This is a genomic window from Dongia sp. (genome assembly GCF_041909655.1).
Lineage (GTDB): Bacteria > Pseudomonadota > Alphaproteobacteria > Dongiales > Dongiaceae > Dongia.
Window position 1 is genome coordinate 410,668 of sequence record NZ_JAYRDA010000002.1, and the last position, 19,874, is coordinate 430,541.

Here is a 19,874-nt window from a genome sequence, read left to right on the forward strand (position 1 = left end):
TCAGGCCCCCTTCAATTGGGTGAGATCGAGCGGCAATTCCCGCAACCTCTTGCCGGTCGCGGCGAAGATCGCGTTCATCAGCGCCGGGGCAACGCCGGGCGTCCCCACCTCGCCGATGCCGCCGGGATCCTCCGTACTGGGTACGATGTGAACCTCGATGGGCGGGCTCTCGTGAATGCGCACGACCGGCTGGTCGTCGAAATTCCCTTCGACCACCGCACCGTTGGCGATGGTGAGGCGGCCATGAAGGGCGGCGCTCAAGCCGTAGATGATGCCGCTTTCGATCTGCTGGCGCAGGATGCCGGGATTGATGACATGGCCGCAATCGATCGCGCAGACGAAACGCTCGACGCGGAAGCTGCCTGCGGGATCGGCGTGAATTTCGGCCACCAGTGCCGCGTAACTGCCGAAATCGGTGAGCACCGCAATGCCGCGGCCCCGGCCTGATCCCAAAGGTGTTTTCCAATCGGCCTTCTCGGCGGCAAGATCGAGCACGCCCCTGAGCCGCGGGTTGCCGGCGAGAAGCTGGCGACGGTACTCGACCGGATCGCGCCCGGCGAGATGGGCCGCTTCGTCGATCCCGCCCTCGACGGCGGGCGCGTTGCGGGTCGGACCGACGCCGCGCCAATTGCCGGTGAGCATGCCGTCCGGTGCCTCGTGGCGGGCATATTCGACACGCTTGTTCGGGATGTCATAGGGGCTCTGGGCACCGTTGGTGATGTCGAGATCGATGCCGTCCTTGAAGAGAAGCTGCAGGAATCGCGCCATCACGGCGGGGCCGGCGACACGGTGATTCCACGCGACCGGCATGCCGTCGGCACCCAGCTTGATGCTGACCCGGCTGCGGTTGAGATAGCGGAAGGAATCGTGGCGGATGTCTTCCTCGCGGCTCCACACCACCTGCACAGGCCCCTCGACCTGCTGAGCGACACGGGTCGCCATGACCACGCCGTCATGATCGAGGCGCCGCCCGAAGCCGCCACCCAGCAGATGATTGTGAACCTGCACCTTCTCGACGGGCAGCCCGGTCAGATCCGCCACCGCCTGGCGCGCGCGGCCCGCCACCTGGGTTCCCACCCAGACATCGCACCCATCGGCGCGCACATGGATTGTGCAATTCATCGGCTCCATCGCGCTGTGGGCGAGGATCGGCAGGCGATAGGTGGCGTCGATGCTTTTCGCGCCTTCGACCGCATCGACATCGCCGGTATTGTGGGCGAGCAGTGTTTCGCCTTCCATCGCCGCGTCGATGCGGCGCTCCAGTTCCGCGCTGGTGAGATCGCCATTGGCGCCGGGATTCCAGGTGATCTTGAGTGCGGCAAGCCCCTTGCGCGCAGCACCGGTGTGATCGGCGATGACGGCAACGGCGTCGCTGAGGCGCACGACCTGCCGGACACCCTTGACGGCAAGGGCATCCTTGTCGTCCACCTCGGCCAGCGTGCCGCCGAAAGTCGGCGAGAGGGCGATGGCGGCGAATTTGACACCTGAGGGACGCGCGTCGATACCGAAGAGCGCTGTACCGTTGACCTTGCCCGAGGCATCTAGGCGCGGCCCCGTCTTGCCGATGAGGCGGAATTCGGCGGCCGGCTTCAACGGAATCTCTTGCGGAACCGTTTCCGCCGCCGCCTTGGCGGCGAGCGCGCCATAGGTGAGGCGCTTGCCGCCCGCATGGATCACCTCGCCCTTCTCGGCGCGGCATTCCGATGCCGGGACATTCCATTCCTTGGCGGCCGCCGCGATCAGCATGATGCGCGCGGCGGCGCCGGCCTTGCGCATCGGCTCCCAGAAGCCGCGAATGGTCACGGACCCACCGGTGATCTGATCGCCCAGAAACGGATGGGCATAGCGCGACGGGTCCGCCGGGGCGGGCACCGCCACCACCTGATCCAGCGAGACTTCCAGCTCCTCGGCGATCAGTGTTGCAATTCCCATATAGACGCCCTGGCCCATTTCAGCCGAGGCGATGACAAGCTCGATCGGGCCTTGGGGCGGGATGCGGATGAAGGCATTGGGCGAGAAGGTTTCGGCGGCTTCGGCCGGCGATACCAGATGCGGGCCGATCACGAACATGCCCCCGGCAAGGCTGGCCGAGATCAGGAAATGGCGGCGCGACAATCCATCGCGATCGATGCGGTCGAGAAGGCCCATCTCACTGCCCTCCCTGGCCGGCGGCGCGCTTGATCGCGGCGCGGATGCGGGGATAGGTGCCGCAGCGGCAGATATTGCCAGCCATCACGGCATCGATATCCGAATCGGTCGGTTCCGGATTGAGGACGAGCAGAGCCGTCGCCGACATGACCTGGCCCGATTGGCAATAGCCGCATTGCACGACTTCTTCCGCGAGCCAGGCCTGCTGGATACGGGCACCCTCTTCGGTCTCGCCGATGGCCTCGATCGTGGTGATCTCGTAGGCCGCGGCATCGGCCACCGTGGTGACGCAGGATCGCACCGCCTGGCCATCGAGATGCACCGTGCAGGCGCCGCACATGGCGATGCCGCAACCGAATTTGGTGCCGGTCAGGCCGATCACATCCCGCAGCACCCAAAGGAGCGGTATGTCCTCATCCACGTCGACGGAATGGTCTTTGCCGTTGACCTTCAATGCGATCGACATCCTGGCTTCCTCGAACTGGGTTGACGAGGTCACAGGTTAATCAGCCCAAAGCCGGACCAGCGACTTAAGTTTTGTGAAATTGCGGGGCGGACAGAAACCTTCCGGCGTTACGCCTTGTCTTCGGCGCCGGCATCCTCGGTGGAGCCTTCTTCGGGCTCGTCCTTCTCCGCGTAATGCTGGCGCTTGGCCTGGTACATCGAGGCATCGGCCTGGGAGAGGGCTTCGTCGGCCGATTGCTGGCCGTGGAATTCGTGCATGCCGACGGCGCAGGACAGCGTGATCTCGGTGCCGTCCCAGAAGAAGGGTGAGCGCGCGATGACGCCGATGAGCTGGGCCGCCTTCTCCTGCGCCTGTGCCACATCGGCCTGGGCCAGGATGACGCCGAATTCGTCGCCGCCCAAACGCCCGACCACATCGGAATCGCGCACATTGTTGACCAGCAACTGGGCGAAATGCCGGAGCGCGGCATCGCCGGCGGCATGGCCGAAGCGATCGTTGATCTGCTTCATGCCGTTCAAATCGAAATAGAGCACCGAACCCGGCGAGCCGTAGCGTTCGGAGAAGGAGATGATGCGCGTCAGCTCGCGGACAAAGGCGCGGCGGTTGGCGATCGGCAGCATGGCGTCTTCATCGGCGACGCGCTCGAGATGCTGGATGCGCTTCCGGGTGCGGTCGAGCTCGTCGCGCAGGGAGCGGACTTCGTCGAGCAGCGCCGTCAACGCGGCGCGGACATTGGGCGAGAGCTCGGTTTCGGTCAGGCCGAGGAAGGTCGCCTGATCGACCGCCGCCGTCTGACCGACATCGCCGGTCGCGGCGACACCCGAGGCAGCAGCAGCCTTCCCCACCTTGGCGACCTTGGCAACCTGCCGGGCGCCCCCCAAGGGAGTCGCCCCGGTCACGCCACCTGCCCGATCGCGAATCTTCATGCCAGCGCGTCTCCTGCCCGTCGCCGCGATGTTGGCCATCCACGGCAACGCCCGCAACCTCTTTCTGGCCATCCGGGCAACACGCCGTAGGGACCAGATGCGTACTCAAAAAATAGCGCCGAATCATGACGCTAAGCCGGTTAAGGTGGCGTTAAGACGGTCTCCGGCAGCGCTTGCCAAGCAAGGGGCAACACCTATAATCGCCGCCTTCTTGGGCGCTGGGAAAGGCATAAGGCCATGGCAACAAAAGAGAAACGGACCATCGGCCGGAAGAATGCCAAAACGGCGGCACCCCTCATTGGCATCATCATGGGAAGCCAGTCCGATTGGGCGACGATGCGCTTTGGCGCCGAGGTGCTCGAATCGCTGGATATCCCGCACGAGGTCCGGATCGTCTCAGCCCATCGCACGCCCAAGCGCCTTTATGAATATGCGCAAGGTGCCAAGGGGCGCGGCCTCAAGGTGATCGTGGCCGGGGCCGGTGGGGCAGCGCATCTCCCCGGCATGACCGCGAGCCTCACCGAATTGCCGGTCTTCGGCGTGCCGGTGGAAAGCCAGGCCTTGAAGGGCCAGGACAGCCTGCTCTCGATCGTGCAGATGCCGGCGGGGATTCCAGTGGGGACCCTGGCCATCGGCAAGGCAGGCGCGATCAATGCCGCCTTGCTGGCGGCTGCGGTGTTGGCCCTCACCGACGCGAAACTCGCCAAGCGCCTTGCCGCCTATCGCCAGCGCCAGACCGATGCGGTGGCACATGCGCCGAGCCGGGAAGGCTGAGCCATCATGAAATCAGACAAGGTCGATATGCTGGCCCCCGGTTCCGTCATCGGCATTCTGGGCGGCGGCCAATTGGGCCGCATGTCCGCGCTGGCCGCCGCCCGCCTCGGCTACAAGGTGCATATCTTTTCGCCCGAGGCGGACGGGCCGGCGGCACAGGTCGCGTGGAAGAACACAGTCGCGGCCTATGACGATCTCGCGGCCCTCGAGGCCTTCGCGAAATCAGTGGATGTGGTGACCTTCGAGTTCGAGAACATTCCGGCCGCCGCCGCCGAGATTTTGGCAAAGCAGAAGCCGACCCGGCCTAGCCCACGCGTCCTTCACATCACCCAGGAGCGCCTCCGCGAGAAGCGGTTCCTGGAAAAGATCGGCGTGCCCGTGACGGCGTTTCGCGAAGTGACCACCGCCGCCGACCTCCCTGCGGCGGTTGCCGACATCGGCACGCCCTCGATCCTGAAATCGGCCAGCTTCGGTTATGACGGCAAGGGCCAGGTCAGGATCGAAGCCGGGATGGACCTCGCCGATGCCTGGAAGAAGATGGGCGGCAGCATCGCCATCCTGGAAGGCTTCGTCGATTTCGATTGCGAGATCTCGGTCATCGTCGCGCGCAACACCAATGGCGACGTCGCCCTCTTTGAACCGGCACGCAACAGCCACAAGCACCACATCCTCGATACCAGCACGGTCCCGGCCGGAATCACCAACAAGGTGGCCCATGCCGCGGAAGCGATCGCCCGAAATATCGCCACCGAGATCGATCTCGTGGGCCTGCTGGCGGTCGAGATGTTCGTCACCAAAGCGGGCGGCGTGCTGGTCAACGAGCTTGCCCCGCGCCCGCATAATTCCGGCCATTGGTCGATGGACGGGGCGATCACCAGCCAGTTCGAGCAGCATATCCGCGCCATCTGCGGATTGGAGCTCGGCAATCCGGCACGGCATTCCGATACGGTGATGACCAACCTCATCGGCGATGAGGTCGAGACCTGGCCGCAGCTTCTGGCGGACCCGGATGTGAAACTGCATCTCTACGGCAAGGCGGAAGCCCGCCCCGGCCGCAAGATGGGACATTGGAACCGCATCAAGCCGAAGAGTGCGTGACGTTCACCGTCGTGTACGAGTGGGGTGGATGCGTCGTCTATCTTTCTCCCGCCGCTTAATGCGGCCGCTCATGTGGAATCGCTCGGACAGGGTGGCCGCGTACCTCGCGGCCGGAGGGATCCCTTGACCGATGGGATCGCGGAGTCCCATTCACCTTTAGGGACCTAAGGAACCCCGATCACCGCCGGGGTCAGCGGATGCCGGTTCTCCCACGGCACAAGGGGCTACCGGTTATCCCACGGCGCAAGGGGCCGCCGGCTATCCCACGGGGCAAGGGGAGCCGTTTTACCGCCCGGCCCGAGCGGGGATCGATCTCACTCGATCCGGCGGTCCGGACTGGCCCCGGACGGAAGCGGTATCGCGTGACGCCCACAACAAGACGTCACGCCCCAACCGCCGGGGGGTTGCGGCCCTGCGCCACTTAAGAACCCGGTCCGATTGGAGCGAGCTCCCAGTTTGGCCTGCGCCGCGCGGCAACCAAGCGATTCCAGATGAACGGCCAAGCCCACGAACAATCCGCGGCGGCACGTTCAGTCCGTCAAATCAGTCAGTGCTTTGGGTGTTCAGGTAATTTCGATCTGCAGATCGGCGCGCAATTTCCATAGTACGATATTCCCACGGCCCTTGTCAAGAACAAAATAGGAACATATACTATCCAGCTCCGCCTTTCAGACCGACGAAGGCGAGCCATATGCGGCAAGGAGTCTTTGAATGTGCGACGAGACCACGATGCGCGATCTGTTCAATCGCTGGGAGCGGGTTTGGCATCACGGCCAATACGAGCTTCTCCCTTTATGCGTCGGGTCGACCTATATCCGGCATGACGAAAAAGGCGATCGATCGGTAACACGGGAGGCTTATGCCGCCGAGATCGCCGCATTGCGAACCGAGCGGCCGGATATACGTGTCGTTGTCTACGATCACGCATTCCACAGCGATCGCGCCTGGTATCGCTTTACCTTCAAATGGACCGATACAAAGACCGGTGAACCACGCAGCCGCGCGGGCATGCAATCTTACCGCGTCGAGGCAGGAAAGCTCGCCGAGACCTGGGTCATGCTGCAACCCCTCGGCTCAGCCTGGATGGATGCCGTGGCACAGGAAAGCTGGACCAGTCCGCCGCCACCCCTCCTGCGTCATCCCCGGGCTTGACCCGGGGATGACGGTGTTTCCGGGTTGAGTGGGGCTGGGCCAAACAAAAACCCCCGCCAGTTGCCCGGCGGGGGTTCAGGTCGAATAGAGAGACCGACGCTTACATGCCGGCGGCTTTTTCCATCACAACATGGCTCCAGGCGCCTTCCGGCTTCTTGGTGATGACCGGGTCGGAACCGCCCGACATCAGGGTTTCGACCGTGCGTTCGGCGGCGGCATCGTCGAGCCAGCCGGTGCCCTTCGGGTTGGCGCCGACGAGCTTGGCGATTTCTTCCATCATGGTCTTCTGATGGCCTTCGGTCTGGGCGCCGGTCTCGTCATTCTCGAGCACGATCTTCACCGCCTCGTCCGGATTGGCGACGGCATATTCCCAGCCCTTCATCGAGGCCTTCACGAACTTCGCCAGCTTTTCGACCATGGCGGGATCGGCGAGGCTCTTGTCGAGGGTGTAGAGACCGTCTTCCAGGGTCGCCACACCTTCGTCCTCGTATTTGAAGGTGATGAGTTCGTCCGGCGAGACGCCAGCCTCGATCACCTGCCAATATTCGTTATAGGTCATGGTCGAGATGCAGGCGGCCTGCTTCTGCAGCAGAGGATCGACGTTGAAGCCCTGCTTCAAGACATTGACGCCACCCTCGGTGCCGTCGGTCTTGTAGCCGAGCTTGTTCATCCAGTTGAGGAAGGGATATTCGTTGCCGCCGAACCAGACACCCAGGGTCTGGCCGGGGAAATCGGCCGGTGTCGCCACACCGGAATCCTTGCGGCAGGTCAGCATCATGCCGGATTTCTGGAACACCTGGGCGATGTTGACGAGCGGCACGCCCTTCTCGCGCGTCGCAAGTGCCGAGGGCATCCAGTCCACGACCACATCGGCGCCGCCGCCGGCGATCACCTGGCTGGGATTGATGTCGGGACCGCCCGCCTTGATGGTGACGTCGAGGCCGGCTTCCTCGTAGAAGCCCTTGTCCTTGGCGACGTAATAACCGGCGAATTGCGCCTGCGTCACCCATTTCAATTGCAGCGTCAGCGCGTCCTCGGCCGAGGCGGTCGCTGCGCCACCGGCGATGAGCCCCGCCAGGATGGCGGAACCGAACAATGTCTTGAGCACCATTTTAGCCTCCATTTTATTATGTTGTTTCAAGTGCGGATTCGGAACGACGCATGCCATGAGGTCAGGCGCCGTTCGAGAAGCGCGATGAGCCCATAGGAAAGAGAACCGGCGATGGCGGCGATTGCGATCGTCGCCCAGACCACATCGACATTCATGCGCGCCACCTCGACGGAGATGCGGAACCCCATGCCGGAGATCGGCGAGCCGAAGAATTCTGCGACGATGGCACCGATCAAGGCGAGTGTCGAATTGATCTTGAGAGCGTTGAAGATGAAGGGCAAGGCGGCGGGGAGACGCAGCTTGAAGAGCGTCGCCCAATAGCCGGCGGCATAGGAACGCATGAGGTCGCGCTGCATGGCATCGGCGGCGGCAAGACCAGCGAGGGCATTCACCAGCATCGGGAAAAAGATCATGAAGACAATGACCGCCGTCTTCGATTCCCAACCGAAGCCGAACCACATCACCATGATGGGCGCGATGCCGATGATCGGCACGGCGCTGACCATGTTGCCCAAGGGCAGGAGGCCCTTTTGCAGGAAAGGGATGCGGTCGACGATGAGGGCGGTCGCAAAACCCAGCGCATTGCCGATGACGAAACCGGCGATGACCGCTTTCAGGAAAGTTTGCCGGAAATCGCCGAGGAGTGTGGGGAGTTCGCGGAAGAAGGCATCCCAGATCTGGGAGGGCGCGGGGAGCAGCACTTTCGGGATGCCGTAGCCGCGACAGATGATTTCCCAACCCAGGAGCAATCCAGCGCCGAATACAATCGGCACGGCCGCAGCTTCGACGCCGCGTACCATGCGCACCATCAGCCACCAAGTACAAACCGTCAGCGCGACAATGGATAATGTAACGACAAGCGCTGAAGGAGGAGTCCCTGTCGGGCCACTGGTATCAAAACCAACCGCAAGGGTTTGAGCGAATATCATCAACACAAGCGCTGCAACAACGATTCTCCACCGGACTGGGCTCTCCTGCTTCATCGCGCACCCACCGCTTGCCCGCGCGCACCCAGGGTCAGGCGCTCGATGCCACCGATGGAATAGACCAGGGCCATGCCGAGGAAGGCGGCCATGAAGAGGGCCGACCAGATCTGGACGGTCTGGCCGTAATAGCTGCCAGAGAGCAGCCGCGCGCCTAGGCCCGCGGAGGCGCCGGTCGGCAATTCGCCGACGATGGCGCCGGTCAAGCTGATCGCCACCGCGACCTTCAAGCTCGCAAAGAGGAACGGCACCGAGGCCGGCAGGCGCAGCTTCCAGAGGATCTGCGCGGCGCTGGCGTTATAGGAGCGCATGAGGTCGAGCTGCATCGGGTCCGGCGAGCGCAATCCCTTCACCATGCCGATGGTGACGGGGAAGAAACAGAGATACATCGAGATGATCGATTTCGGCACAAGGCCGGTCAAACCGATATTGCCGAGGACGACGATGATCATGGGGGCGATGGCGAGGATCGGCACGGTCTGCGAGGCGATGATCCAGGGCATCAGGCTGCGGTCGAGAGTCCGGAGATGCACGATGCCGATCGCGAGCCCGATGCCGAGCAGGGTGCCGAGTGCAAAGCCCAGCAACGTCGCCGAGGCGGTGATTCCGGCATGATAGACCAGGGATTTCTTGGCGGTGACCTTGACCTCGAACGTCGTCTTCACAAATTCGGCCACGATCTGATTGGGGGCGGGCAGGACCGGACGTTCCATCGACCAGGTGCCGGCGATGATCTGGGATATGGTCGGATTGCCGCCATCCTTATGCAGGCGCTCGGAGACCTGCGGCCAGTTGAGCGCCACGGCGAGCGCGTACCAGGCGAGGATGATGAGCGCAACCACCACCGCCACCGGCAGCAGCCGATCCGCGATCGCGCCGGCAAGACCCGCTTTCATCGGACCTCGTCATAGGAATGGCCGGCCTTGAGGCCGAGGCGGATGCGATGCGCCAAGGCCTGGGCTGCCGGCGATTCCCGCGTTTCCAGATTACGCTCGGGTGGCAGGTCGCTGTCGATCACGTCGATGATGCGGCCGGGCCGGGCACTCATGATGACGATCTTGGTCGAGAGCAGGACGGCCTCGTCGATGGAATGCGTCACGAAGATCACGGTCTTCCGGGTCTTCGCCCAGATCGACAGCAATTCCTCGTTCATGCGGTCGCGGGTGATTTCATCGAGGGCGCCAAAGGGCTCGTCCATCAGGAGGAGATCCGGATCGAAGCTCAGCGCCCGCGCGATCGACGCGCGCTGCTGCATGCCGCCCGAAAGCTGGAAGGGAAATTTCTTCTCGAAGCCTTTCAAACCCACGAGATCGAGATAGCGCAAAGCCTTCTCGGCGCGTTCGGCTTTCGGGACCCCCATGATCTCATGCGGCAGTTCGACATTCTTCTGGATGTTGCGCCAGGGATAGAGGGCCGCCGCCTGGAAGATGTAGCCATAGGCGCGGGCGAGGCGTGCCTCGCGCGGAGAGACGCCGTTCACGGTAACCGAGCCGGAGGTTGGCTGTTCGAGATCGGCCACGATCCGCATGAGCGTAGTCTTGCCGCAGCCAGACGGGCCGATGAAGGTCACGAATTCGCCGCGGCGAATCTCGAGATTGATGTCCTTGAGCGCCTCGACCGGCGCATCCGGCGTCTCGAAGATGAGGCCGAGATTGCGGATGTCGATGACGGTATCGGCGGCGCTCAAGCTCTCCCCCTCACCCCGACCCTCTCCCCGCAAGCGGGGCGAGGGAGTTTCGAGCGAGCTTGCTTCAAAGCCCCTCGCCCTTCCGGGGAGAGGGGTTGGGGTGAGGGGTGCTTCGGCAAGACCGGAAACCAATTCATGCCGCATTGGCGCGTTCGACCATGGCGCGGAGCAGCACGTCGCAGCCGGCGCCGCAATCATCCTTCGTCGCGTTCTCGATTTCGTTATGGCTGATGCCGCCCTCGCAGGGAATGAACACCATCGCGGTGGGAGCGACACGGTTCATGTAGCAGGAATCATGGCCGGCGCCGGAGATGATCTCGAGATTGCTGAAACCCAGTTCCTCGGTGCCCTTCTTGACGGCGGCCACACAGGAGGCGTCGAACTTTACCGGCGGCGAATACCAGATCTCCTTGAAATCCATCTCCAGCCGGTTCTTCGCCACCGCCTCGTCGCAGGCAGCCTTGGCCTCGGCCGCCATCTTGGAGAGGATCTTGTCGTCCGGATGGCGGAGATCGATGGTGAAGAAGACCTTGCCCGGGATGACGTTCCGGGAATTCGGGCTGGAATTGATCATGCCCACGGTGGCGCAGGCGAAGGGCTGGTTGTCATGGCCGATCTTATTGATGGCGCTGATGACATGGGCGGCACCCACGAGCGCATCCTTCCTGACCTTCATCGGTGTGGGGCCAGCATGGGCTTCCTGGCCGGTCAGGGTCACCTCGAACCAGCGCTGGCCCTGGGCACCTTGCACGATGCCGATGGTCTTCTTCTCGGCTTCCAGGATCGGGCCCTGTTCGATATGGGCCTCGAAGAAGGCATGGACCGGACGGCCGCCGACCTCATCATCACCGTAATAGCCGATGCGCTTCAACTCCTCGCCCATGGTCTTGCCGTCCTGATCGGCGCGGGAGAGACCATAATCGAGATCGAAGACGCCGGCGAAAACGCCGCTGGCCACCATGGCGGGAGCAAAGCGCGAGCCTTCCTCATTGGTCCAGATCGCAGCCTCGATCGGGCGCAGGGTTTCGTATTTGAGATCGTTCAAGGTACGGATGACTTCGAGGCCGCAGAGCACGCCATAGGCGCCGTCGAACTTGCCGCCGGTCGGCTGGCTGTCGATATGGCTGCCGGTCATGACCGGGGCGAGGCTGTCATCCTTGCCGGGGCGGCGCGCAAAGACATTGCCCATCTTGTCGATGCGGATCGAGCAGCCGGCCTCGCGGCACCATTTGACGAAGAGATCGCGTGCCTGGCGGTCGAGATCGGTCAAGGCCAGGCGGCAGACGCCGCCCTTTTCCGTGGCGCCGATCCGGGCCATTTCCATGAGGCTGTCCCACAGCCGATCCGCGTTGATCTTGAGATTGGTCGCCATCGTCTCCCTCCGGGTCCCGCGCCGTCATCGGCAGCGGCCTTGTGAAACAAACCGGACAGGGAGCCACACATGCGAGCAACCGCCCGGTTCTGCCATGGCGTGATGTACCATGGCACACGGGGGAAACGCAGCCGAAAGCAGCCCTGTCGTCCTTGCGGATTCGTTCTTTAGATGGCCTTTGCGGCCTTGCGGGAAATCCTGCCCAATCCTGACTGACCGGTCAAGCTTGCTGTGGTCCGTGCCGGAACGTGACCTCCGGCATCCGGCCGGGGAGATCGAGCCGCATGGCCCCGCCCGGCCCTTCCGCCACCACCTTCCCCCGCCGCAAGACCTTGAGGCGCGCGGCTTTCAAGCGGATGGCCTCGATCGGGTCGCCGGCATCGAGGATGACGAGATCGGCATAGCAGCCGGGCTTCAACCCGTAGCCGTCGAGATGGAGGATTTTGGCCGGGGTTTCGGTCACGGATTGGAAGCAGGCGCGGATGCCTTCGAGGCTGGTCATCTGGCCGACATGGAGCGCCATATTGGCCACGTCCAGCATGTCGCCGGAGCCCATCGAATACCAGGGATCCATCACGCAATCATGGCCGAAGGCGACGGGGACGCCCGCCGCCATCAATTCGGGAACCCGCGTCATACCGCGGCGCTTCGGGTAGGTATCGTGGCGGCCCTGGATGGTGATGTTGATGAGTGGGTTGGCGATGGCGGCGACACCCGATTCCGCCATCAGCGGAATGAGCTTGCTGACATAATAATTGTCCATCGAATGCATCGAGGTGAGATGCGAGCCGGTGACGCGGCCCTGCAGCCCCAGCCGGTGCGTCTCGGCAGCAAGTGTCTCGATATGGCGTGACAAGGGATCGTCGGTCTCGTCGCAATGCATGTCGACCAGCAGGCCACGATCAGCCGCGAGTTCACACAAGGCGCGGACCGAGGCGGCGCCATCGGCCATGGTTCGTTCGAAATGCGGGATGCCGCCCACCACCTCGATGCCGCGATCGAGCGCCGTCTTCAGGAGCTTCACCGCGCCCTCGCCGCGGAAATAGCCGTCCTGCGGGAAAGCTACCAATTGCAGATCGAGATAGGGTTTGACGCGCTTCTTCACCTCAAGAAGGGCATCGACGGCAAGCAGCCGCGGGTCGCAGATATCGACATGGGAGCGGATCGCCAAGAGACCGCGCGCCACGGCCCAATCGCAGTAACGAAGCGCCCGCTCCATGATCGCTTCCTGCGTCAGATGTGGCTTCAATTCACCCCAGAGCTGGATGCCTTCGAGGAGTGTGCCAGATCGGTTGAGGCGCGGCATGCCGAGGCTGAGGGTGGAATCCATGTGGAAATGCGCGTCGACGAAAGGGGGCGAGACCAGATTGCCCAGGGCATTGATGGTGGCCTCGCCGGCATCGGGAAGGCCGGGCTCCACAGCGAGGATGCGCTCGCCTTGGATGCCGATATCGATATTGGTCCGGCCGTCGGGCAGGGTCGCGTGACGGATGATGAGATCAAACATCTTTTGTTACCTCTCGCCCTTGCGATAGGGGATCATGAGGGCGCGTGGATAGCCAGCGCGGCGCGCCATGGTGATGAGTGCCAGGATGGAGAGCACATAAGGCAGCATCAGGAAGAATTGATAGGGAATGCCGGCCACGATCTGCTGCAGGCGCAATTGATAGGCGTCGAAGGCGGCAAAGAGAATGGCGCCCAAAAGTGCCTTGCCCGGCCGCCAGGAACCGAAGACGACCAAGGCGATAGCGATCCAGCCGCGGCCATTGACCATGTCGAAATAGAAGGAGTTGAAGGCCGACATGGTGAGGAAGGCGCCGCCAATGGCCATGAAGGCGCTGCCCACCATCACGGCGCCGATGCGCAAGGCGGTGACATCGATGCCCTGGGCCTCGACCGCAGCGGGGCTTTCGCCCACCATGCGGACGGCCAAGCCCAGCGGCGTGCGGTAGAGCACATAGGCGACCAACGCCACGGAAATGAAGGCGAGATAGGTGAGCGGCGTCTGGTTGAAGAGGGCCGGGCCGAAGAAGGGAAGATCGGCAAGGCCCGGAATCGCGAAGGGCTGGAAGGGTTCGATCTTGGGCGGGCTGGTCACTTCCGGCAGCGAGACGCGGTAGACGTAGGAGGTGAGCGCCGTCGCCAGCAAGGTGATGCCGATGCCGGTCACATGCTGGGAGAGTCCCAAGGGTACCACAAGAAGACCGTGCAGCAGGCCGAAGGCGGCGCCAGAGAGGGCGGCCACCATGATTCCGGTCCAGAGATCGCCGCCCATATAGACCGTGAACCAGCCGGTAAAGGCGCCCACGGTCATGATGCCCTCGATGCCGAGATTGAGGACGCCCGCGCGTTCGCAGATGAGCTCGCCCAAAGTCGCGAAGATGAGCGGCGAGGCGATGCGGATGGCGGCGGCCCAGAGGCTGGCGGTGAAGACAATTTCGATCGCGTCCATTGGCCTTATCTCCAATAGACGCGGAAGCGGGTGAAGAGCATGCCGACCACCATGGTGAGCAAGGCGGTCGCCACCATGACATGGGCGATGTAATTGGGGACACCCGCCTGGCGGCTCATGGCATCGGCGCCGACGAACATGGCGGCGACGAAGATCGAGGCGGCGACGACGCCCAAGGGATGCAGCATCGCCAGCATGGCGACGACGATGCCGGAATAGCCGAAACCGGGCGAGAGATCGAGGGTGAGATTGCCCTTGAGGCCGGTCACTTCCGAGACGCCGGCCATGGCGGCAAGCCCGCCTGAGAGCAAGGCCACCTTCATCATCACCCAATCGACCTTCATGCCGGCGAAGCGCGCGGCGCGCGGGTTGAAGCCGACGGCGCGCATCTCATAGCCATGGATGGTGCGCGTGTTCACGAACCAGACCAGGGCCGCCATGACGAGGGCAATGACGAAGCCCAGATGCAGGCGCTTCCCCTCGATGATGCGCGGCAATTGCGCGGCCTCGATGACACGGCGGGATTGCGGCCAGCCGAGGCCCATCGGATCCTTCAAGGGCCCTTCGAGGAGAAAGCTGACGAAGAGCAGGATGATGAAATTGAGCAACAAGGTGGTGACCACCTCGTCGACGCCGAAGCGGGTCTTCATGAGCGTGGGGCCGAGGAGAAGGAGCGCGCCGGCAAAAGCCCCGGCGATGAAGAGGAGCGGCACCAGGATAGGTGCGGGCAGCGGCAGGAAGCCGGTGCCGAGCAGCACGGCAAGGACCGCACCGCCATAAAGCTGCGCCTCGGCCCCGATATTCCAGAGCCGCGCACGGAAAGCCACCGCCGCCGCGAGGCCGGTGAAGATGAGCGGCGTGGCACGCGTGAGCGTTTCGAGGAAGGCGAATTGCGAGCCCAGGGCACCCTTCACCACGAGATAGAAGACGCCGAAGGGTTCGGCACCACTCCACATCACAAGGAGCGAGGCGATCACCAGGCTGGCGAGGATCGCCGCCAGGGGTGCCGCGATCCAGAGGAAGAGCGGCGTTTCAAGCCGGGGTTCAAGCCGCATGAACCGCTCCCTCATAGCCGTGACCAGCCATCATCAGGCCGATCCGCTGCACCGAAAAATCGGCACGCTCCATGGGTGCCGACAGACGACCACGATAGATCACCGAGATGCGGTCGCTGAGGCTCAGCAATTCGTCGAGATCCTCGGAAATCAGCAGCACGCCGGCACCGCGCGCGCGGGCTGCCAGCAATTGTTCATGGACGTAACCCACGGCGCCGATATCGAGGCCGCGCGTCGGCTGGGCCGCCAGGATGAGCTTCGGATTGCCGGCCATCTCGCGCCCCAGGATCAGCTTCTGCATGTTGCCGCCGGAAAGCAGCCGCGCGGTGGCCTGGGGGCCTGGGCAGCGCACGTCATAGCCAGCAATGATCTCTTCCGCGAATTTGCGCGCCGCGCGCCAATCGATGAGGTGATGGCGCGAGAAGGGGGCCGCGCGGTAGCGTTCCGCGATCATGTTCTCGGTGATCGACATGTCGCCGATAAGGCCCATGGCGTGGCGGTCCTCGGGAATGCGGCCCATCTCGGCGGCGATCTCGGTGGGGTCGCTCGCATGACGGTCGCGGCCGAAGAGTTGGAACGAACCACCATCCGGTGCCCGCAAGCCGGAGAGGAGATCGGCCAAGGGCGTCTGGCCGTTGCCGGAGACACCGGCGATGCCATGGATCTCGCCCGCGCAGACGCCGAGATCGACATGGTCGAGTTCGGCGCGGCCGTCATCGGTCGCGAGATGGATTTGCGTCAAGCGCAGGATCTCGGCGCCGCGCGCTTGAGGCTCGACCTTGGGTACGGGAACCGGACGGCCCACCATCAATTCGGCCAGTTCCGCGCGCGTGGCGCCTGCGGTCTCGCGGGCGGCCACCAGTTTCCCCTGCCGGAGGACGAGGATGCGATCGCTGACCGCGAGGACTTCGTGGAGCTTGTGCGAGATGAAGATGATGGCAAGGCCCTGTGCCACCAGCTTCTTCAAGGTCGCAAAGAGCGCCTCGCTTTCCTGCGGCGTCAGCACGGCGGTGGGTTCGTCGAGAATGAGGATGCGCGCCTCGCGATAGAGCGCCTTCAGGATCTCGACGCGCTGGCGCTCGCCAACCGAGAGATCGCCCACCTTGGCGGCGGGATCCACGGCGAGACCGAAATCATGGGCGAGCTGCGCGATGCACGCACGGGCACGTGCTGCGTGACCGCGCCAGGACCAGAGCTTCTCGGTCCCCAGAACGATGTTGTCCTGGACGGTGAGATTCTCGGCCAAAGTGAAATGCTGATGCACCATGCCGATGCCGGCATCCAAAGCCGCGCGCGGCCGACCCGGCGGCAAGGCCTCACCGAAGGCCTCGATGCTGCCCGCATCGGCCACGTAATGGCCGAAGAGAATGTTCATGAGCGTGGTCTTGCCGGCGCCGTTCTCGCCAAGCAGGGCCAGCACCTCGCCGCGCCGCAAGTCCAGGTCAATCGAATCGTTCGCCTGGAGATCGCCGAAGCGCTTGGAGATGCCGGCCAGCCGGAGGACGATGTCCCCCGGCCGACCGTCATTCACCTGTTGCATCAGGAGGATTTGGGCTCGTTGTCGTCGATGGCGACCATGAAGGCGCCGCTTTTGATCTCGGCCTCGCGGGCCTGAACCTTGGCGACGATGTCCGCCGGCACCTTGCCCTCGAACGTGCCCAGGGGTGCGAGAGAGCAGCCGCCGGCCTTCATGAAGGAGAAGGCCCCGTAATCCTCGGCCGAGAACTTGCCGGCCTGGACCTGGGCGATGGCGTGATCGAGCGTCGGCTCGAAATGCCACAAGGCGGAGGCGACGACCGTGTCCGGATAATCTCCCTGCGTGTCGATCACATTGCCGACCGCGAGAATGCCCTTTTCCTTGGCAGCATCGGAAACGCCGAAGCGCTCGGCATAAAGGAGATCGGCGCCGGCATCGATCTGTGCGAGCGCCGTTTCCTTGGCCTTGGGCGGATCGAACCAGGAGCCGATGAAGGCCACCTGGAACTTCGCATCCGCCTTCACTTCCTTGACGCCCGCCATGAAGGCGTTCATCAGGCGGTTGACCTCCGGGATCGGATAGCCGCCGACCATGCCGATATTGCCGGATTTGGTCATGGCACCAGCGATCATGCCGGAGAGATAGGAAGCGTCCTGGATGTAATTGTCGAAGGTCGCGAAATTGGGCAGCGCCGCGTCCGGCTTGAAGCTGGAGCCGATCAGGAAGGCGACGTCCGGATAATCCTTGGCCACCGCGCGGGCCGCTTCCTCGACCGCGAAGGCTTCACCGACGATAAGCTTGTAGCCGGCTTCGCAATATTCGCGCATGACGCGTTCGTAATCGGTGTTGGAGACCTTCTCCGAGAACACATATTCGATGTCGCCGCGCTCGACCGCCTTGGTCGCGGCCACGTGAATGCGGCTGACCCATTGCTGTTCGACCGGCACCGTGTAGATCGCGGCGGTCTTGATGGGATCGGCGGCGCGCGCCAGACGCGGCGCCGCGAATGTCGTGGTCATGGCGGCCAAAGCGGCGGAGCCATGCAGGAATGCACGTCGAGTTACCCGGACCATAGCCTTCTCCTGATATAGATAGCGTTTTTTGCTTGTTCCCCAGATCGCGAGCCCACCGACGACCCCAGGAATTAACAACCGTGGGATTGGCGGCCGGGGGGATTGGTGGCCGCATAAGGTCGGGTGCAAGTACGGCACGGCGCAATATGGGCCCGTGCCGCCTATCAAACTCGCGTGACAATAGTTTCATAAGGACCCGGATCGAGCAACGGCTTTTGCCGATGGCCCCGGGTCCGAGCGACACGATTTTTGGTCAGGAATGCGCGGAATGGCCGGCGGGAAAGCCGATGCGGACGGTGGTGCCGCGATTTGGGGCAGAGCTGATCGAAAAACTGGCACCGTGCATTTCCGCCAGACGGTAAACGATCGCCAGCCCCAGCCCGGTACCCGATTCGGCGGCGCGGTGGCGGTCGGTTCCCGCCTGCACGAAGGGCTGCAGGGCGCGGCTGAGCTCGTCCTCATCCATGCCGATGCCGTTATCGGACACTTCCAGGATCATGCCGCGCTCGGCGCCCGGGAAAAGGCGAACATCGACCTTGCCGTCGTGATTGGTGAACTTGATCGCGTTGGAGAGAAGATTGAGCAGAACCTGCCGCAAGGCGAGTTCGTCGGCATATAGCAAGGCGCTGGGGGCGGCGCTGAGGGCGACCCGGAGTCGCTTTTCCGCAGCCCGGCCAGCGACGATCTGGACACAGGCATCGGCGATGGCGCGGGCATCGAGCCAGGCCGGGTTGATCTCGCGCTTGCCGGCCTCGATCTTGGCATGGTCCAGGATCTCGTTGACCATGCCGAGAAGCAGCGAGCCGCTGGAATGGATGTGCCCCGCGTAATCGCGGTAGCGGGCGGGATCGATCTGCCCGGCGTGGTCGCCCCGCATCAGATCTGCAAAGCCGATAATGGCGTTCAAGGGAGTCCGCAAATCGTGGCTGGCGGTGGCAAGCAGCATGCTCTTGCCGCGATTGGCCTCCTCGGCCGCACGGCGCTCACGGAACAACGCCACGATGGTGAGCGTGGTCATGGTGAGGAGGACGATGAGTTCGCCCGCCATCTGCAGGGGATTGATGCTGGCCGGCGCATGGAAGGGGCCGACGCCGGCGGCGGTCCCCGCCATGGCGATGACGGAGGCCAGCGAGACCAGGGTATAGGCCGCGCGCAGCGAGGTCTTGAGCGCGATCCAGGAAAGCGGCACCACCAGCAGGAAGGGCAAGGTGGCAAAGAGCGAAATCGGCGCCGGCGGAATGGCGAAAAGGCCGACGACCACAATGGCGACCGTCAGCCAGACGATGCTGTCGATCCGCGTCAGCGGCCGGACGGGGCTTTCGGATACGTTTTCGCGGCGGAGCCAGAGCAGCAGGCAGGGGGCGAAGCTGAGCGTGCCGCCGCTGTCGCAGAGCCACCAGCCGGTCCAGGTTTTGAAGAGGGCGGTCATGTCATCGAAGCCGCCCAGATTGAGGGCCAGCGTGCCGCCCGTTGCCGTGATGGCGGGGTGCAGCACAACGGCACCGGCGATGAAGATCACCACGCCGGAGAAGCGGCTGAAGATACCCCCCGCCGGCTGCAGCCGGCGAATGAGGGCCGCGGACAGGACGGGACCCAGCGCATTGGTCGCGGAAATGATCGCCGCCACCGTGAAGCTCGACTCGAAGAAACCGTAATTGATCAGGAAAGAACCGAGGAAGAGGCCCGGCAGCATGCGCCAGCCGCCGAGCATCGCCGCCACGATGGCGACGCTGGCCGGGAGCCAGATCGGGGCCGGGAACAGGCCGTAGGCGGAAAAATACTTGCCGACCGCGAGACCCAGCAGGAAATAGAACAGGGCTGCCAGCAGATTGCCGCCGATCCAGCGCAGGCGCCAATCACGGGCGAAATATCCGGTGAGCCATCCGCCCCGGAACGGCTCGGCCAATTGGCTGGTACTGAATTCGGATTCTGGGTCTGAAATCGCGGCGAAAGTCATTTCCCTTGGGGGCTCCGGCAACAATTCATCCACCTGCCTGCCAATTTTACCAGGTTTGCAAGCAGCGGATTCCACTCATCATCTATGCCGAGATCGTTAACGCCGAGTGAAAAAGCCTCAGTGACGCGATGGAAAACATAGAA

General features: G+C 63.6%; 17 protein-coding genes. 3 read left to right on the forward strand and 14 right to left on the reverse strand.

Going from position 1 to position 19,874, the window contains the following annotated elements; all coding sequences use genetic code 11:
- From ACE3PR_RS05040 to ACE3PR_RS05050, 3 genes are all read right to left on the reverse strand, one after another.
- Positions 1 to 2,148 carry a molybdopterin cofactor-binding domain-containing protein gene (locus tag ACE3PR_RS05040; protein ID WP_374368861.1) on the reverse strand — a complete coding sequence of 716 codons (2,148 nt, stop codon included), beginning with the start codon at positions 2,146 to 2,148 and terminating at the stop codon, positions 1 to 3.
- 1 nt (position 2,149) lies between these two features.
- Complete coding sequence (locus tag ACE3PR_RS05045; RefSeq protein WP_374368863.1) at positions 2,150 to 2,614, reverse strand: (2Fe-2S)-binding protein; 465 nt, start codon at positions 2,612 to 2,614, stop codon at positions 2,150 to 2,152.
- Between the two features lie 107 nt (positions 2,615 to 2,721).
- The gene (locus ACE3PR_RS05050; RefSeq protein ID WP_374368865.1) at positions 2,722 to 3,540 is read right to left on the reverse strand and encodes a GGDEF domain-containing protein; all 819 of its coding nucleotides are present in this window, start codon (positions 3,538 to 3,540) and stop codon (positions 2,722 to 2,724) included.
- 237 nt (positions 3,541 to 3,777) lie between these two features.
- On the opposite strand from ACE3PR_RS05050, the gene purE reads away from it, so the two are divergent.
- The 3 genes from purE (at position 3,778) to ACE3PR_RS05065 (ending at position 6,564) form a co-directional block, all read left to right on the forward strand.
- Complete coding sequence (gene purE, locus ACE3PR_RS05055; protein WP_374368867.1) at positions 3,778 to 4,314, forward strand: 5-(carboxyamino)imidazole ribonucleotide mutase; 537 nt, start codon at positions 3,778 to 3,780, stop codon at positions 4,312 to 4,314.
- Between the two features lie 6 nt (positions 4,315 to 4,320).
- The gene (locus ACE3PR_RS05060; RefSeq protein WP_374368869.1) at positions 4,321 to 5,412 is read left to right on the forward strand and encodes a 5-(carboxyamino)imidazole ribonucleotide synthase; all 1,092 of its coding nucleotides are present in this window, start codon (positions 4,321 to 4,323) and stop codon (positions 5,410 to 5,412) included.
- 711 nt (positions 5,413 to 6,123) lie between these two features.
- Entirely contained in the window at positions 6,124 to 6,564 is a 441-nt protein-coding gene (locus tag ACE3PR_RS05065; RefSeq protein ID WP_374368871.1) for an ester cyclase, read from the forward strand.
- Between the two features lie 100 nt (positions 6,565 to 6,664).
- On the opposite strand, the gene ACE3PR_RS05070 is transcribed toward ACE3PR_RS05065, so the two are convergent.
- From ACE3PR_RS05070 to ACE3PR_RS05120, 11 genes are all read right to left on the reverse strand, one after another.
- Positions 6,665 to 7,675 (reverse strand): ABC transporter substrate-binding protein, encoded by a 1,011-nt coding sequence (locus tag ACE3PR_RS05070; RefSeq protein ID WP_374368873.1) that lies wholly within the window; start codon positions 7,673 to 7,675, stop codon positions 6,665 to 6,667.
- 26 nt (positions 7,676 to 7,701) lie between these two features.
- Entirely contained in the window at positions 7,702 to 8,475 is a 774-nt protein-coding gene (locus ACE3PR_RS05075; protein ID WP_374368875.1) for an ABC transporter permease, read from the reverse strand.
- A gap of 179 nt (positions 8,476 to 8,654) precedes the next feature.
- Complete coding sequence (locus ACE3PR_RS05080; protein ID WP_374368877.1) at positions 8,655 to 9,554, reverse strand: ABC transporter permease; 900 nt, start codon at positions 9,552 to 9,554, stop codon at positions 8,655 to 8,657.
- Entirely contained in the window at positions 9,551 to 10,345 is a 795-nt protein-coding gene (locus ACE3PR_RS05085; protein ID WP_374368879.1) for an ABC transporter ATP-binding protein, read from the reverse strand. Before ACE3PR_RS05085 ends, ACE3PR_RS05080 begins: the two co-directional genes overlap by 4 nt.
- Positions 10,346 to 10,478: 133 nt before the next feature.
- Positions 10,479 to 11,717 carry a Zn-dependent hydrolase gene (locus ACE3PR_RS05090; RefSeq protein WP_374368881.1) on the reverse strand — a complete coding sequence of 413 codons (1,239 nt, stop codon included), beginning with the start codon at positions 11,715 to 11,717 and terminating at the stop codon, positions 10,479 to 10,481.
- 220 nt (positions 11,718 to 11,937) lie between these two features.
- Positions 11,938 to 13,224, reverse strand: coding sequence for an amidohydrolase family protein (locus ACE3PR_RS05095; RefSeq protein ID WP_374368882.1), 1,287 nt, complete (start codon positions 13,222 to 13,224; stop codon positions 11,938 to 11,940).
- Between the two features lie 6 nt (positions 13,225 to 13,230).
- Entirely contained in the window at positions 13,231 to 14,169 is a 939-nt protein-coding gene (locus tag ACE3PR_RS05100) for an ABC transporter permease (protein ID WP_374368884.1), read from the reverse strand.
- 5 nt (positions 14,170 to 14,174) lie between these two features.
- Positions 14,175 to 15,224 carry an ABC transporter permease gene (locus ACE3PR_RS05105; RefSeq protein WP_374368886.1) on the reverse strand — a complete coding sequence of 350 codons (1,050 nt, stop codon included), beginning with the start codon at positions 15,222 to 15,224 and terminating at the stop codon, positions 14,175 to 14,177.
- Positions 15,214 to 16,764, reverse strand: a complete 1,551-nt coding sequence (locus ACE3PR_RS05110) for an ABC transporter ATP-binding protein (protein WP_374368888.1) — start codon at positions 16,762 to 16,764, stop codon at positions 15,214 to 15,216. The genes ACE3PR_RS05105 and ACE3PR_RS05110 overlap by 11 nt, the downstream gene beginning before the upstream one ends.
- A complete protein-coding gene (locus ACE3PR_RS05115) occupies positions 16,764 to 17,774 on the reverse strand; it encodes a BMP family protein (RefSeq protein ID WP_374368889.1) in 1,011 nt (336 codons plus the stop codon). The genes ACE3PR_RS05110 and ACE3PR_RS05115 overlap by 1 nt, the downstream gene beginning before the upstream one ends.
- 253 nt (positions 17,775 to 18,027) lie before the next feature.
- Entirely contained in the window at positions 18,028 to 19,731 is a 1,704-nt protein-coding gene (locus ACE3PR_RS05120) for an ATP-binding protein (protein ID WP_374368890.1), read from the reverse strand.
- Positions 19,732 to 19,874 lie beyond the last annotated feature (143 nt).